The sequence below is a fragment of the Methanohalophilus levihalophilus genome (genome assembly GCF_017874375.1).
GTDB classification, from domain to species: Archaea; Halobacteriota; Methanosarcinia; order Methanosarcinales; family Methanosarcinaceae; genus Methanohalophilus; species Methanohalophilus levihalophilus.
Genome location: NZ_JAGGLK010000003.1, coordinates 278,724 through 293,288, shown reverse-complemented (window position 1 = coordinate 293,288; position 14,565 = coordinate 278,724). Strand labels below are relative to the sequence as shown.

The following is a 14,565-nucleotide window of genomic DNA, read 5'->3' as shown; positions in this document are numbered from 1 at the left end:
AATGGCAAACCCAAAAAGCAGATTCCTTAAGGTAAAATGCAATGACTGTTCCAACGAGCAGGTAATCTTCGGAAGCGCAAGCAGGAAGGTAAACTGTGTCGTCTGTGGCAGAACCCTTGCAGAACCTACCGGTGGTAAATCCACTATTACAACCCATATACTTGAAGTACTCGAGTAAAGTGATTCCAGATGGATAGCAATAAATGGCCGGAAGTCGGTGAATTTGTCGTTTGTGAAGTCAAGAACGTAACCGACTTTGGCGCCTATACAGCCCTTGAGGAATATGACGGCAAAGAAGGATTCATCCACATATCCGAAATAAAGGCAGGATGGGTCAAGTACGTCAGGGATCACGTAAGGGAAGGACAGAAAATCGTTTGTAAGGTTCTCAATGTGGACACCTCCAGACGTCACATTGACCTTTCCCTGAAAGACGTGAATGATCACCAGAAAAGGGCTAAAATCCAGGATTGGAAGAATGAACAGAAGGCTACCAAATGGCTTCAGTTCGTTGCAGAGGAATCAAAACTCGATGAGAAAAAGCTGCAAAAACTTGAAGATACTCTTTTAGATGAATTTGGCAGCAATTACACAGCTTTCGAAGAAGCTGCAATCCAGGGCGAAGAAGCATTTGAAGATGTTAAGATCAGCAAGAAAATTGCTGCAACTATCGTTAAGCTTGCCCAGGAAAATATCAAACTTCCATATGTTGAAATTGCCGGCTATGTGGATCTTACCAACAGTGCTCCAAACGGCATTGAACTCATTAAGATGGCTCTTGAAGAGGCAAATGAAATCGACATGGAAGGTGTCAGGTTAAACATTACTTACACAGGTGCACCAAGATACCGCATAAGAGTTATTGCTCCGGATTACAAGACTGCAGAAGCTGTCCTCAAGGACTCAGCTGACACAGCCATCGCCAAGATTGAACAACTCGGCGGCAAAGGTGCTTTCCACCGTCACATCGAAGCCACCAGGTCGTGATGACTGTTGGGCCATTCGATCAGGAAATGCTGCGATTGCGGCAGGTATTCCCTCAGGGATAAATGTCCCGTTTGTGAGGGGATTACAACTGATCCAAGGCCTGCAAGGCTTTCCCCGAAAGATCCATACGGCAAATATCGCAGAATTAGCAAATGGGAAGGTAGGACATGCAAAGCACAAAAGTGAACCAGCTGAAGAAAGATGTTAAACTGGATAATCCCATCCTGCTGGTTGGACTTCCCGGTGTCGGCCACGTGGGAAAACTTGTTGTAGATCATATTGTAGAAACATTCGAAGCTGAAAAGCTTGTGGAGATTTTTTCGCCTTCATTCCCACCACAGGTACTGGTGGACGAGAAAAGTACCGTCCGTCTTGTAAGTAATTCTTTTTATACATGTAAAGCAGGGAACCATGACCTTCTTTTATTGGCAGGTGACCAGCAAAGTGCAACCACAGAAGGCCATTACGAACTCTGTGACCTCTACCTTGATATAGCCGAGGAATACGGCGTTTCAAAAATCTATACCCTTGGAGGATTCCCTACAGGGCAATTGGAGCACAAAGATGAGGTAATGGGAGCCGTCAACAATGTGGGACTTGTGGAAGACCTTGAAAAGCATGGAGTCATTTTCAAGGAAAATGAACCCGGTGGTGGAATTGTTGGTGTTTCCGGACTTATGCTTGGTTTGAGCCAGTTCCGCGATATAGATGCAGCCTGTCTTATGGGGCTGACATCAGGTTACATGGTAGACCCGAAGAGTGCACAATCCCTGATAAAAGTACTCAGCAGCATGCTTGAAATCGAAATTGATGTCAACGAACTGGAAAAGCGTGCAAGGGAAATGGAGAAAATTGTTGCAAACCTGATGGACCAAAAACAACAGCAACAACAGATGCTCCCCGACACGACCCCGGATGAAGATCTGAGGTACATCGGATAATCGCAATGATCATTAACGCAGATCTACACCTTCACTCAAAGTATTCAATGGCATGCTCCAACAGGATGGAGCTGCCCGTTATGGCTACGGAAGCTGCGAAAAAGGGCATAAACCTTGTCGCAACAGGGGATTGTATCCACCCTAAGTGGCTTGCGGAGATTAAGAAATACTCTTCTGATGATACAACTATTGAGATTGATGGCACTTCGTTTGTCCTGACCACAGAAATCGAGGACAAGAGAAGAGTTCACCACCTGCTCATTTTACCTTCCATTTCAAAAGCCGAAGAGCTTGCGGAACGAATTGCTCCATATAGCAACCTTGAGATTGACGGTCGCCCCACGGTCCGGCTCGACGGCGAGGAGATTGCGGAGATTGCCCATGATGTTGGCGCATTGTTCGGCCCTTGCCATGCATTTACCCCGTGGACTGCTATGTATGCCTACCATGACAGTCTGGAAAGTTGTTACGGAGATCTGACTGACAAAGTTGCTTTCCTTGAACTCGGGTTGAGTGCGGATAGTGATTATGCTGACAGGATTGCGGAGTTGCAGGATCTGACTTTCCTTTCCAATTCGGATGCACATTCCCCGTGGTCCAATAAACTGGCAAGGGAGTTCAACAGGTTCGAAGTTCCTGATCTTACTTTTGAAGGACTGGAGAAGGCAATCCTCCGGAAAGAGGGATACAAGTGCGTGCTTAATGTAGGATTCTATCCTCAGGAAGGCAAGTACAATGAGTCCGCCTGCATCAAGTGCTTCCGCCATTATACATTCGAGGAATGCGAGGAGATTGACTGGAAGTGCAGGGTTTGCGGAGGACAGATCAAGAAAGGCGTGTACGACAGGGTGAACGAGCTTGCGGATTACGATGAGCCACATCATCCGGATCACAGGCCGCCGTATCTCCACACCTTACCACTGGCAGAAATTATCATGATGGCACTGGGACATTCCAGCATCAATACGAAGGGTGTCAGCACAGCCTGGAATGCTTTAATTGAGAAATTCGGCAGCGAGACCACTGCCATGCTGGACGCAGACCTCGAAGAGCTGGATTTCGTGGATAGTCGCGTTGTTGACGGCATCCGGGCATTCCGGGAGGAAAAGGTCATCATCCATCCCGGGGGCGGAGGGAAATACGGCTGGCTGGAACTTCCCGGTCAGAAGAAGAAATCCAAACCGCAGAAAAAGGCAGAAAAGGAAGTTTCAAAGAAGCAGCAGAAAAGCCTTTTTGACTTCTGACAAACTCTTCGATACATTTTTAAGCCATAACGCCATCAAATCAAAACGTGCCGGGGTGGCAGAGCGGACTAATCCAACGGCTAACCACAAATTTGCCGCGGAGTCTATACGCGGCAGGCTCGAGACCTGTTTCCCCTCACGGGGTGCTTGGGTTCGAATCCCAACCCCGGCGCTTTTTTTACGTTTGAATTTGATAGGTTTTGCTCACGTGTGATTCAACGATTAAAAAAAAGAAAGGCGTTTTTTAATTCAATAAGTCGGTAAACTAGCCAAAGAAGAAAGGTTACTCTACCTTTGTGTATTCAGTCTTGTAGCATTTAGGACAGGGAGGTAGTTTGTCGGTATCATTCTCAAGCACTACTTCTTTCTTACAGAAAGTGCACATGTAGGTGCCTTTCCCGGGGGTATCGCCAGTATGGTATATCATATAGTTACTCCTAAGGATGCCGATTTAAGAAATCGATTATTTCTTGCCAATCCTTACAAATCACTTTACAGGCGATAGTATATTAATTGTTCGTTTTGTAGCGAACAAATGTACCCTTTCGGATACTCAAAAATCAGTCAAGCTTCCCGTAATGATTCTCCCACGAATCGGCTCGTTTCAGGAATTCCCCGTAACCTTCCCTGCGAATAAAATCAATGGACTGCCTGCACTTCCCGCGGGAATAGCCCTTCGTGTACCATTCCTGAATAATATCACAGGTTTCCCAGTCCGAACAGTCGGCACAGGTTTCATAACCGTGATCCCTGAAGCAGCACAGCTTCATCTTGCATTTGGCACGGTTTATGTCACGCTCCCCTGTATCGTAGCCGAGCTTACAGCCTTTGCAATTGCTGCTTTTGAATTCGCGGCAGGTTTTGCAGTAGGCACCACAGCAACCTATTTCGAGTTTTGTCATGGCTGATTCTTCTATGTAAGGAATTATAAAATGTAGAATGGAATAGAAAATAAAGTAATATTACACTATTACTTTAACAAATGCAACAAATTTCCTCTTTGAGTTTTATGTAGGGTTCTAATAAAAGTTCCAATTCTGAAAAGGAGGAAGCAATTCGCCCTTTAAGAACACCTGAAAGCATCGGGTTATCAGAATTATCCATGAAAGTTCTAGAATCTGTTTTTAATCCAATGCATTCTTTGCCATAAGCAAATCCAAGACCTATTTCCACACATGCCCCTTCATCTGGAACTCTACCATCCATTATGAAAACAATGATATCTGCTTTTTTAATCTCATCCAAATCCTTTGAAAAAATCATCTTTCCAGCTTTTTCCTTGTCAAGAGATTCACTAATCAATTCAGATAATTCATATCCATCTCTTTGTGGAAGAAATGTATGAAACCCAATGTTGGCTAAAAACTCATCTAATTTAAGGTTGAATTCTAGTTCGGCCTCTGAAAAAAGTGGCCCTGCAATATAAATATTATATGTCAAGTTAACGCCCTCTGTACTTTAATTTATCTCTACTAGGAATCGTAGCATTTGTGAAAACATACTCAAAATATCTATCAGTCATTCCTGCCAAATAATCACGAACTATTTCTGCTGGTTGAGCATTTGCAAGATAAGCTTTAGAGATCCAATCTAGATTAATCATATGCTCGTAAACTAGAGATTTTTTGTTTTCTTTTTCGATATCATTCAAAAAGTGATCGAAAAGATATGAATACATGTATTCTATTTTTGGAACTTGTTCTTTCAATTTTGGATGGTAATAAATATTCTCATAATTGAAATCTTTGAATTCTTTTACACATTGAGAAACCTCTGATGAAAAGGAGATGTGATCACCATCAGAGCTGTTATTGATAACATCCCTAATCAAGGTGTCTAAAATAAGCCAATTTATGTTTTTGCCATACTCGTAGCCAAATAAATTTTTGCAGTTCTCAGGCAGATTAATTAACTCTTTTTCAGTAATCAAATCAACCTCAATTGCATCTTGCAAATCCCTACCTAAATATGCAATTGTGTCAGATATTCTAACTAGACAACCTTCCAGAGTCAATGGAAAAACATTCTTGTCATTTTGTATATCTTTCAGCTTATTTTCAAACGACCCCCAATCAAGTTGACCTGTAGGTTTAAGGCTTTGGTTGTGAGATTCGCCATCATGGCATAAAATTCCATCAAGTGTTTGAAGAGTTAAATTACAATCTTCAATTTGATCCAAAAATTGAATGCTTTGGATATTATGCTTGAATGGCCCAATCTCATTTTCTCTGCATAACTTATCTAATATTTTTTCACCCAAATGACCATAAGGAACATGCCCAATATCATGGCCAAGAGCTATAGCTTCAATTAAATCCTCATTTAAGCATAGTGCTCTGCCAATTACTCTTGCAATTTTGGAAACTAATTGAACATGAATTACTCTATGTGTAATATGATCATTATCCATCAAGAAGAAAACTTGAGTTTTATCAATGTATCTTGAAAAGGCTTTTGAGTGAATAATGCGGTCTGCATCTCTAAAAAAGGGAGGCCTTAAGAAAGGTTCTTCTTTTTTCCCGCCATACCTTCGCACATATTCAGAATTTTTGGTAGCGTATTCTGAATACATTTGTTCTCTGTTTCTAGAATTAAGTTCAATTTGGCTCATTATATCGCTTTGAATCTCCACAAAATCACCTTTGCTATACATTAATAAAATATGAATCAATTTCTTTATTTCGTTTTTTAATTTAGTATTACTATCACCCCTACAATAAATAAATTTATCAGTTGTTGCTAAGAACTTTGATTAATTTACTAGAACGATTTCCTTTGATACAATCACTTTCTCTCATGAATAAATGTACATAATCCAAGTACTCCGAAAGTAATATGAATAAAATGAAATGGGACACTCTACAACCTTCTGCTCTCAGTAATACATCAGCAGATATGTTTCTTTAAACCTATTTTTAGTGCCCTTAGAAATTGTTATATTTCTGTCATATTTCTTTGACCATTTACTTACCAATAGATGGTATATCCCCAAAACAACTAAATCCACCCAAACCCCAGATTAAACCATGAGAGAAATTACAACTGAAATCAAAATCAAAGCCTCCCCGGAAAAAGTCTGGGAAATGCTCACGGACTTCAGCAAATTCCCTGAATGGAATCCCTTTATTCTGGAAGCCCAAGGTGAAATTGAGGAAGGTAGCAAGCTCTTGGTTCGCCTTGCAAGACCCAACAACAAAAGCATGGTTTTCAAACCCAGTGTTTTGAAAGTTGAAAAGGGAAAAGAATTCAGGTGGTTAGGTCACCTTTTCCTGCCGGGTTTTTTTGATGGGGAACATATTTTTGAGATAATACCACTGGATAGCAAGAGTGTCAAATTCATACAGCGGGAAAAATTCAGGGGAATACTTGTCCCACTTTTCTGGAAAAGTTTGGGTACAAACACAAAGCAGGGATTCAATGAAATGAATGCTGCCTTAAAAAAGAGAGCAGAAGAAGTTCAAAATTGACTTCCAGGCAGGTTTTCTGAGTGAAGAGAACACCGATCTCCCTCCAGACCGACGTCCTCCAGAACATCCATCCTCACTCAATAATATTGTCCATCTGTAACTCGAAGGTAGTCTGGACACCATTCACATCTACGGTGTAAGTGCCTTTTTCAATTCCGTACACATCGATGGGTACGTTGACGGTGTAGGGCACAATTGCCTCGGTACATGCCATGTCAGCCGGACGTTTCGTTGGGATTTCTACAGTGTAGTTGAACCCATCACGCTGCTCGTTGATACCGTCCTCGTAAACTTCCGTGCATCCGTCAGGGAGGTAGCCTGAAACCGACAGGTGGACCTGCACAGGGAAGGATTCGAGAATCAATACCTGCACGTCCTCGACAACCGCCGTCCCAGATATGAAATCTCCTTCCTGATCGTCACCAGCGTTCACTGCGATAACCGCCATGCTAAAAGTATCCTCATCTCCGGTGGTGTCCTCCCATGGTCTCTTGTAAATACCATCAATGGACTGATCGCCTGCCTCATTAATCCCGATTGTCCAGACATGAACGCCGCCTGAACCCACAAGCTCTTCTTCCTCGGGAGTCTGGATGAATTCATCCTTTATTATTTCAAGGCCGTCTGAAACCGTCAGCTCCCACTGGTAGCCTGTAGTCGGGTTTTCCTCAAGCCATACCTCAAATGAATCCCCCACTTCAATTGTTATGGTTGAACTGTCATCAGTTTCATTGTAGAATGAAGAAAGAAGAGAATCGTCAAATTCATCCCCATTTGTACCATTGTCATCAACATCATCTATTGGTGAAACCGGTTCAGTGCATCCCGGCAATACCACTGCTGCCAATGCAACTATGAAAACCATCACAATCAGGCCTATGGTTGCATATCCGTTAATCTTCATACATCATCACCTAATAGAAGAATGGAGCGAAAAGCATAAAGCCTTTCCTTAAACTACGAATCGGTTTGAAGCTATCTTCATATCGATTTCATAACTTCCGCAACGATTCCACCGGGTCAAGCTTTGAAGCCTTGTTGGCAGGATACACCCCTGCCACTAAACCAACAAATACGGCAATTCCAATGCCCACCACGAAAAGATATGGCAAAAATACCGCTGGTAATCCAACAATAGTTGCAGCCAGGTAGAATCCACCTAGCCCAAGGAGTGTACCCAGCACTCCTCCTATCAGGCCCAGGACAATGGATTCAATAATGAACAATATCAGGATATTTGATCTGGTGTAGCCGACGGATTTCAGCAACCCGATTTCCTTCGTCCTTTCAGTAACTGAAACCAGCATTATATTCGTGATACCGATAGAACCTACAAGCAATGATATCAATGCAACGGAGATGAACAGGGAAGAAAGCGAAGCTGATAGCTCATCCAGATCATCGAGGACATCCGCTTGATTGATTATAGTATAAGGTTTCACGTCCTCATTTTCCAGCTCCCTTTCGGAAACCCCGAGACTGCGGGCAAGCCGGCTGTCAATCTCATCCGAAACATCCCTCACCGAGCCAGAATCCCTGGCTGATATCCAGAAACCACCATAGTCCTCAACGTCCAGCATCTCGTTCATGGTGTCAATGGGTATGAATATCTGCTCTGAAGCACCGGTATCGAAAAAAAACGAATCCGGACTGTCTATGATTCCCACTATCTTGAAGCTGTGTGACACAGTCGTACCGTCACGGCGCACAAGCTCAATATCGATTGAATTGCGAAAAGGAAGATCCTGATCGAATTTTTCGTGAGCTACATCCGAACCCAAAATCGCTACGTACTTGTCCTTATCCGAAAGGAATTCCCCTTCTTCCATCCTGACGCTGGCGATACTCTCATAGTCTTCCGAAACGCCCTGTATCGTCACCTGTCGCAGGGTCGACTGATACGTCACCCCCGCCAGTTGCTGTCGGAAGGGCGACACCCCCTCTACTCCGGCAACACCATCCACAACCTGAAGCTGGTTATCAAAAAACAGGTTGATGTCCTGACTGAAAATAATAATGAAATCGGAACCAACAGTTCCCAGCTCATCCTCAAAATACTGGCTAAAACTGGCGCCGAGGCTCACGTTTGCCACAACAGCAGCAATCCCTATAATAATACCAAGGGTGGTCAGGGACGAGCGCAGCTTAGCACTCCCAATGCTTCCAAATGACAAACGGAAAGCATGACCTAATTTCAGCATCTTATACCACCCTCATTCATATCTTAAAGACTCCACAGGATCCATTTTTGCAGCTTTTCGTGCAGGATAAATGCCCGAAACAATACCCACGATCATTGCAATGCCAAAACCTAACAAAATAAGGTATGGTGGGAAGACAAACGGAACTTCAAGGAAACCATCCACAAAGTATGAAGCCACAGCTCCAACTATAACCCCGAATATACCTCCAAGCAATCCAATGATTGCAGCTTCTACGATAAACAGAGTCAATATATCCCTGTAAGTGTATCCAAGGGATTTCAGTATCCCGATTTCCTTGGTTCTCTCAGTAACAGTAACAAGCATTATATTTACAATCCCAATGGAACCTACTGCAAGCGAAATAAGGGCGACTCCTGTCAGTATTGAGGTTAATGCACCTGAAAGCTGGTTTAGCTGCTCGAGGATATCCAGTTCCGTGAATACGACATAAGGCTTTGCATCTTCATTGTCTATGTCACGACTTGGGACACCCACAGATCTTGCGAGTCGTTCATCAATGTCATCTGAAACACTTTCAATAGCCTCGACACTTTCCGCTTTTATGAAGAAACCGCCAATATCCTCCACACCCTGCATTTCCTGCATCACGTCAAGAGGAATAAAAACCCTGAATCGCGGGTCAACTTCCTGAGCAATAAACGCTGCATCCGGGTCCTTTATGATTCCTTTTACCCTGAAAGTCTGGGTGCTGACCCCACCTTCAATATTATTGATAGAAACATTGATGAAATTCTTCACAGAGATATTACGATTAAACTTCTCATAGGCGACATCCGTACCTATAACCGCAACAAATCTATCCTGGCTGTCAAGAAACTGCCCCTCTTCCATGAACAGATTCCCTACTTCCTCATATTCAGGTGTCACCCCATCAATAGTTGCACTCCGCTCCGTCGATTGGTATCGAACAATTCCGATTTGTTCATTCACAGGCGAAACTGCCTCAACTCCGGTAGTTGTCCTTACAATCTCAAGCTGGTTGTCGTGGAACACATTATTTTTCTGTGTAAAAATGACAATGAAATTGGAACCTGCAGCACCTAGTTCCTCTTCAAAATTCTGGCTAAAGCTCACACCAAGCGAAATATTGACAATAACGGCAGCTACGCCTATTATGATACCAAGAGTGGTAAGGAAAGACCGCAATTTGGCACTGCGTATGCTACCCAGTGCAATGTTAATTGCCTGCGCAAGCTTTACCATTATTTCAGCGACCCATTATCCCTTTGAAACCCTTCTTCCGGTACAGGTAAAATCCGACAGCACCAACGATAGCTATTACGAGAATAACAGCAAGTGCAGCATTGTTACTCTCTTCCTGAACATGTTCAAACGTAAGGGTTTGTATCTCAAGAACTTCTTCATGCTGGTTCAGGCCATTCCTGTAATCAACGATAACCGTAACATTCACAGGATCCGTGGTGGATAAATCCTCGGCCTTACCATCAATCTCGATGGTGAAAAGCTCATCAGGATCCATGGAACCTACAAAATACTCCTTAGGGAAGAAATCAACGCCTTCTGCCTCCAGCATTACGGAAACCGAGGAAAGGGCGTTGGGATGAATATTTGCAACATCAAACTCAAGTGTTCCTTCACCGTTTTGGAGGATAAGGGATTTGGAAGGGATAACACGAACTGAAGATGAATCCACAACCAGAGGAATCATCCAGTTGTTGTTGAAAGAATGGGAATTGCCTATCATCGCAAGATCAAGGAAATATGTCCCATCTTCAATGGCATCACTGACTTCTATATTATAGGAGACCTGCACCGAGTCCCCTGGACCAAGTACACCTTTACCTTCATATGGAACACTTGTGATTGTAATCATGTCAGTACCGGTAAGGGTTGCAGACTGAACCCTTGCATAGGTATCATAAACCTCATCATCAATCGTAATGGTGCTTGCCTGGGCCGTATTGGTAAGTGTAAAACTGATTGAGCCCTCATCTCCGGGAATAAAAACGGATGGTTCAGCAATTAAGTTTTCAAGCTCAACTGTTCCCCTGCTGTCAAAGGTTGTGGAACCAACCCTTATCTCAAAGCTCTCTTTCTGCCAGCCAAAGTCTTCGCTGGCACGGTAAAGCACATCAAAATCAGCAGTTCCCGATTTTGCATTTTCATCAACATACAGGCGGTACTCATGGATAGCTGACCTGTCAGGAGGCAGTTCTCCGAAATTCTGTAATGCATTGCTTGGTGAATCCAGTGACAACGGGTATTCCGGCTCAAGCATAATGGAAACATCCTCAGCCTCACCTGAAGCAAAATTCTCCACCTTTACCCATATACTGACATAAGCCCCTATCTCCGCAGGATAGGGTTCATACTCCAATACGTCCACCCGCAAAGTGCTGCTTGATGAAGATGATGCAGCGTCTGCAGACATCGGGACTCCCGCTACTGCAAACAGCATCAATGACACCATAAAAAATGACAATGCCTTACAATTGTTTTCCATAAATATCAACCTCGGTTAAACTGCAACATCCATACTTTCTTTAATTGATCCATCCATCAGGTAAACCACACGATCTGCATACTTTTTTGCAAGATTCGGATCATGTGTAATCATTAAAATTGTACGCCCTTTTTTGTGAAGATCGGTAAACAGGTCCATGATCTCTTTCCCGGTCTTTGAGTCAAGGTTTCCTGTAGGCTCGTCCGCAAGAATCAATGAAGGATCATTGATAAGTGCACGGGCAACGGCAACCCTCTGGGACTGACCACCGGAAAGTTCAGTAGGGCGATAATTCATCCTGTCCCCAAGTCCCACAAGCTCCAGCAATTCCTTTGCATACTCCCGGTAATTGACCCCGGTACGACTGTTTGCATAGGAAGGAAGCTCTACGTTTTCAATTGCCGACAGGCGGGAAACAAGATTGAAACTCTGGAACACAAAACCAATTTCCATACCCCTCAATCGGGCAAGTTCATTGTCCGATATCTTGTTTACGTCCTTTCCCATAATGAGGACACTCCCACAGGTGGGCCTGTCAAGACAACCTATCAGGTTCATAAGAGTACTTTTCCCGGACCCGGATGGACCCATTATTGCTACGAATTCTCCTTTTTTTACGGAGAGATTGATACTCTTCAAAACCTTGATTGTCATATCTCCTACCTGGTAATCACGACAAACATCCACAGCCTCAACAACTGCCGTTTCACTGTCATCAGGTAACTGAACCATATCCACTATTCTTTACCACCTTACTAAGAGCAATCATTTCCAATATTTTAGCAACCGGAAAAACCTGTTACCATGAGATTCCGATAAATACAAAATAATACCCGCATTTATTTAACAGTTATCAGAAATGAATTCTGAAAGGACTTATTAAATAGAATCAGAGAAATCTTTAGTAGATGATTGGTCACCACTTATTTCAAAAAGCGCTGTTGATAGCAGTTGTCTTCCTTCTGGCAACAATGCCTGCAAATGCTGCTGACTGCGATGAAGTAGCCATTACAGGTATTTACAGCGATCTGACAAGCTGTGACGTTACCATTGAATATCCTGAAGAGATCAGTGAGTTCGAAGTCCACCTTGATTTAGTGTTTGAGGATTCTGTCATCGACTCACAAACTCTTATTCTTAAAAACCTGTCCGTATCAAAGGAAACTGTTGTTTTGTACTGGGAACCTGCAACTACCGAAGATGGTCCTTATGATGTGGAAGTAAGAGTTTCCAGCGACAATGAAGTCCTGTGCGGGCAGACACATAGTTTTGTCTACGGTAACCAGGTGCTACCAATTATTACAATCGATAGCCTTATACCAAACTCAGAAGGAATCAGTCTTGCAGTTACGCCAAAAAAACCTACCATTGCAAATATCGAGTATATGCTTGTGAAGGATTCCAGAGTTGTGGATGTTTCAGTAGACGAAAAAGTTTCAATTCACACACAAACCTCAACCCACCACAAACAATGGGAAACAATTCTTAAAAGTGGTGAGGAATACAGGGGACGTGCAAAGATCTACCTTTTTGATCCATACGAAGTTGTTATTGTTGATGACAAGGCATTTACCGCTAAAGCCAACGTGGAAATAACAGACACGTATAAGGATGAGATCGGGGCAAGCGTAACCGTTAATGGAATATCACAAGTTCCTTTTGAAGGAGAAATCCGGTTCACACTATATGCAGACAATCAGGCAACTGAGCAAATAACCGTCGATGTGCCCCTACTGCTCACAGGCGATGACGAAACCATTGAAGCAATATGGGAGCAAACCTTGCCTGAGGGCGAATACACATTGGCCATTGAAGTTATCTCAGACACCGGAGAAGTCATTGAAAGAAAAGATACAGTTATAGATGTAACTGAGACAGATACGATACTCGATGACACTAATGATACCTCCGGGCAAACAGAAGAAGCTCCCGGATTCGTTGTCCTCGGTGCAATTGCTACGTTTTTTATCCTATTCCTGATATTGAATCGGAAATGAGGCCTTTCATGAAAGGAAGCCTGGAACTGTTTATTGCGCTAAGGCATATCCGAAAAAGAAAGAGACAGACGTTATTGTCAGTAGGAGCCATAGCTATAGCGGTAATGATTCTTGTGGTTTCAAATGCATTCATGGCGGGTTTCACTGATTTGTTGTACGAGTCTACTGTTAACGATCTCCCACATGTCACGGTGACTCCGCAAGATGGTGAGGAATACATTCACCTCTACCGTAATACAGTTGGAGACATTGCTGCCATAGATGGTGTAACGGCAACCTCTGTATCCCTTGAAAGGGAAGTAATACTCCAGTCAGAAAATAATATTGAGAGTGCAATGATGAAAGGAGTGATCCAAAGAGATGAAGAAGCCGTTTTTCATCCTTCAGGAGACCTGATCGAGGGAGATTTCAATCGCCTTGCATCAACTGCCAATGGTGTTGTTATTGGGGATGACCTCGCGGAAGAGCTGGAAGTGAAATCTGGAGATACCGTAGATGCATTCTTCCCCGAAGCCGGAATATCGTCATTGAAAGTTGTCGGCATATATGATACCAGAACACCAATTGATAGTGTTCTTGTATATACAGATCTGAAGATGACACAGGAATTCTACGGAACAACGGATGTTATAAACAAAATAAGTGTTCGTCTTGATGATTTTAACATGGACGCAGAAGTGGCCGAGAAAGTCGATGCCCTTGGTTATAATGCAGCCGGATGGACTGAAACCAATCCCGAAATACTCCAGACAATTGCAATAGAAGGCACGTCTAACAGGATAATCCTGGGATTCATCCTCCTTATCGCATCTTTTGGAGTTGTCAGCAGCCTTAATATGACAGTTATGGAAAAAACAAAGGAAATTGGAATCCTTAAAGCAATGGGAACCAGCATCCAGCAAATTCGTATGATATTCCTTATCGAAAGCGGAATATTAGGATTGCTGGGAGCTGCCGCAGGTACAATTCTGGGAGTAGGACTGGCTCTTTCAATCGGCAGTTACGAAGTTCCCGGGGAATTGTACCAATTTGATGCAATACCCGTTTTGATCAGGTATTCTGACATTGCCTTAACTATTGCAATTGTTTTTGCACTTAACTTAGTTGCGGGGATTTATCCAGCACAGAAGGCCGCAAAAATGGATCCTGTAGATGCCATCTCAACAGTCTAAAATAAAAAAATGAAACGCAAAGTGTATATACAAGAACAATACTTAAAGTTTAAGTAGATGAGCGGGTA

The 14,565-nt window shown here is 43.1% G+C and carries 17 protein-coding genes and 1 tRNA gene; 9 read left to right on the top strand and 9 right to left on the bottom strand.

The window, feature by feature from the left end:
• Nucleotide 1: 1 nt before the first annotated feature.
• The 6 genes from J2755_RS08890 (at nt 2) to J2755_RS08865 (ending at nt 3,344) form a co-directional block, all read left to right on the top strand.
• On the top strand, nt 2-178 hold the full coding sequence (locus J2755_RS08890; protein ID WP_209682166.1) for a 30S ribosomal protein S27e: 177 nt from the start codon (nt 2-4) through the stop codon (nt 176-178).
• Nucleotides 179-189: 11 nt separating this feature from the next.
• Complete coding sequence (locus J2755_RS08885) at nt 190-987, top strand: translation initiation factor IF-2 subunit alpha (RefSeq protein WP_209682164.1); 798 nt, start codon at nt 190-192, stop codon at nt 985-987.
• Nucleotides 988-993: 6 nt separating this feature from the next.
• A complete protein-coding gene (locus J2755_RS08880) occupies nt 994-1,173 on the top strand; it encodes a nucleolar RNA-binding Nop10p family protein (protein ID WP_209682162.1) in 180 nt (59 codons plus the stop codon).
• Nucleotides 1,155-1,928: a proteasome assembly chaperone family protein gene (locus J2755_RS08875; protein ID WP_209682159.1), complete on the top strand. Its 774-nt coding sequence runs from the start codon at nt 1,155-1,157 to the stop codon at nt 1,926-1,928. The genes J2755_RS08880 and J2755_RS08875 overlap by 19 nt, the downstream gene beginning before the upstream one ends.
• Before the next feature lie 5 nt (nt 1,929-1,933).
• Nucleotides 1,934-3,172 carry a TIGR00375 family protein gene (locus J2755_RS08870; protein ID WP_209682157.1) on the top strand — a complete coding sequence of 413 codons (1,239 nt, stop codon included), beginning with the start codon at nt 1,934-1,936 and terminating at the stop codon, nt 3,170-3,172.
• A gap of 49 nt (nt 3,173-3,221) precedes the next feature.
• Nucleotides 3,222-3,344 (top strand) — tRNA-Ser (locus J2755_RS08865).
• A gap of 111 nt (nt 3,345-3,455) precedes the next feature.
• Here the strand turns inward: J2755_RS08865 and J2755_RS08860 are convergent.
• The 4 genes from J2755_RS08860 to J2755_RS08845 all read right to left on the bottom strand — a co-directional run bounded on the left by J2755_RS08860 (nt 3,456) and on the right by J2755_RS08845 (nt 5,825).
• Entirely contained in the window at nt 3,456-3,599 is a 144-nt protein-coding gene (locus tag J2755_RS08860; protein ID WP_209682154.1) for a zinc ribbon-containing protein, read from the bottom strand.
• Between the two features lie 133 nt (nt 3,600-3,732).
• A complete protein-coding gene (locus J2755_RS08855; RefSeq protein WP_209682153.1) occupies nt 3,733-4,074 on the bottom strand; it encodes a DUF3795 domain-containing protein in 342 nt (113 codons plus the stop codon).
• Nucleotides 4,075-4,147: 73 nt separating this feature from the next.
• The gene (locus J2755_RS08850; protein WP_209682152.1) at nt 4,148-4,612 is read right to left on the bottom strand and encodes a nucleoside 2-deoxyribosyltransferase; all 465 of its coding nucleotides are present in this window, start codon (nt 4,610-4,612) and stop codon (nt 4,148-4,150) included.
• Between the two features lies 1 nt (nt 4,613).
• Entirely contained in the window at nt 4,614-5,825 is a 1,212-nt protein-coding gene (locus tag J2755_RS08845; protein ID WP_209682151.1) for a deoxyguanosinetriphosphate triphosphohydrolase family protein, read from the bottom strand.
• 373 nt (nt 5,826-6,198) lie between these two features.
• Here J2755_RS08845 and J2755_RS08840 point away from each other — a divergent pair, with 373 nt between their 5' ends.
• Nucleotides 6,199-6,639 carry an SRPBCC domain-containing protein gene (locus J2755_RS08840; protein ID WP_209682144.1) on the top strand — a complete coding sequence of 147 codons (441 nt, stop codon included), beginning with the start codon at nt 6,199-6,201 and terminating at the stop codon, nt 6,637-6,639.
• 73 nt (nt 6,640-6,712) lie between these two features.
• Here the strand turns inward: J2755_RS08840 and J2755_RS08835 are convergent, their stop codons facing one another.
• The 5 genes from J2755_RS08835 to J2755_RS08815 form a co-directional block, all read right to left on the bottom strand.
• Nucleotides 6,713-7,543 carry a protease inhibitor I42 family protein gene (locus J2755_RS08835; RefSeq protein WP_209682142.1) on the bottom strand — a complete coding sequence of 277 codons (831 nt, stop codon included), beginning with the start codon at nt 7,541-7,543 and terminating at the stop codon, nt 6,713-6,715.
• Between the two features lie 88 nt (nt 7,544-7,631).
• The gene (locus J2755_RS08830) at nt 7,632-8,840 is read right to left on the bottom strand and encodes an ABC transporter permease (RefSeq protein WP_209682131.1); all 1,209 of its coding nucleotides are present in this window, start codon (nt 8,838-8,840) and stop codon (nt 7,632-7,634) included.
• Between the two features lie 12 nt (nt 8,841-8,852).
• A complete protein-coding gene (locus tag J2755_RS08825; protein ID WP_209682129.1) occupies nt 8,853-10,067 on the bottom strand; it encodes an ABC transporter permease in 1,215 nt (404 codons plus the stop codon).
• A gap of 4 nt (nt 10,068-10,071) precedes the next feature.
• Entirely contained in the window at nt 10,072-11,328 is a 1,257-nt protein-coding gene (locus J2755_RS08820; RefSeq protein WP_209682126.1) for a COG1361 S-layer family protein, read from the bottom strand.
• 15 nt (nt 11,329-11,343) lie between these two features.
• Nucleotides 11,344-12,060, bottom strand: coding sequence for an ABC transporter ATP-binding protein (locus tag J2755_RS08815; protein WP_209682124.1), 717 nt, complete (start codon nt 12,058-12,060; stop codon nt 11,344-11,346).
• A 176-nt stretch (nt 12,061-12,236) separates the two neighbouring features.
• Between J2755_RS08815 and J2755_RS08810 the strand changes: the two genes are divergently transcribed.
• Both J2755_RS08810 and J2755_RS08805 read left to right on the top strand, forming a co-directional pair.
• Nucleotides 12,237-13,325 carry a hypothetical protein gene (locus J2755_RS08810; protein WP_209682122.1) on the top strand — a complete coding sequence of 363 codons (1,089 nt, stop codon included), beginning with the start codon at nt 12,237-12,239 and terminating at the stop codon, nt 13,323-13,325.
• An 8-nt stretch (nt 13,326-13,333) separates the two neighbouring features.
• On the top strand, nt 13,334-14,497 hold the full coding sequence (locus J2755_RS08805; RefSeq protein ID WP_209682120.1) for an ABC transporter permease: 1,164 nt from the start codon (nt 13,334-13,336) through the stop codon (nt 14,495-14,497).
• Nucleotides 14,498-14,565 lie beyond the last annotated feature (68 nt).

Excerpts from the sequence above, each read along its gene's own strand:
- J2755_RS08890 (WP_209682166.1), top strand. The coding sequence starts at position 2 with ATGGCAAACCCAAAAAGCAGATTCCTTAAGGTAAAATGCAATGACTGT.
- J2755_RS08885 (WP_209682164.1), top strand. The coding sequence starts at position 190 with ATGGATAGCAATAAATGGCCGGAAGTCGGTGAATTTGTCGTTTGTGAA.
- J2755_RS08875 (WP_209682159.1), top strand. The coding sequence starts at position 1,155 with ATGCAAAGCACAAAAGTGAACCAGCTGAAGAAAGATGTTAAACTGGAT.
- J2755_RS08870 (WP_209682157.1), top strand. The coding sequence starts at position 1,934 with ATGATCATTAACGCAGATCTACACCTTCACTCAAAGTATTCAATGGCA.
- J2755_RS08860 (WP_209682154.1), bottom strand. The coding sequence starts at position 3,599 with ATGATATACCATACTGGCGATACCCCCGGGAAAGGCACCTACATGTGC.
- J2755_RS08855 (WP_209682153.1), bottom strand. The coding sequence starts at position 4,074 with ATGACAAAACTCGAAATAGGTTGCTGTGGTGCCTACTGCAAAACCTGC.
- J2755_RS08845 (WP_209682151.1), bottom strand. The coding sequence starts at position 5,825 with ATGTATAGCAAAGGTGATTTTGTGGAGATTCAAAGCGATATAATGAGC.
- J2755_RS08840 (WP_209682144.1), top strand. The coding sequence starts at position 6,199 with ATGAGAGAAATTACAACTGAAATCAAAATCAAAGCCTCCCCGGAAAAA.
- J2755_RS08835 (WP_209682142.1), bottom strand. The coding sequence starts at position 7,543 with ATGAAGATTAACGGATATGCAACCATAGGCCTGATTGTGATGGTTTTC.
- J2755_RS08830 (WP_209682131.1), bottom strand. The coding sequence starts at position 8,840 with ATGCTGAAATTAGGTCATGCTTTCCGTTTGTCATTTGGAAGCATTGGG.
- J2755_RS08825 (WP_209682129.1), bottom strand. The coding sequence starts at position 10,067 with ATGGTAAAGCTTGCGCAGGCAATTAACATTGCACTGGGTAGCATACGC.
- J2755_RS08820 (WP_209682126.1), bottom strand. The coding sequence starts at position 11,328 with ATGGAAAACAATTGTAAGGCATTGTCATTTTTTATGGTGTCATTGATG.
- J2755_RS08815 (WP_209682124.1), bottom strand. The coding sequence starts at position 12,060 with ATGGTTCAGTTACCTGATGACAGTGAAACGGCAGTTGTTGAGGCTGTG.
- J2755_RS08810 (WP_209682122.1), top strand. The coding sequence starts at position 12,237 with ATGATTGGTCACCACTTATTTCAAAAAGCGCTGTTGATAGCAGTTGTC.
- J2755_RS08805 (WP_209682120.1), top strand. The coding sequence starts at position 13,334 with ATGAAAGGAAGCCTGGAACTGTTTATTGCGCTAAGGCATATCCGAAAA.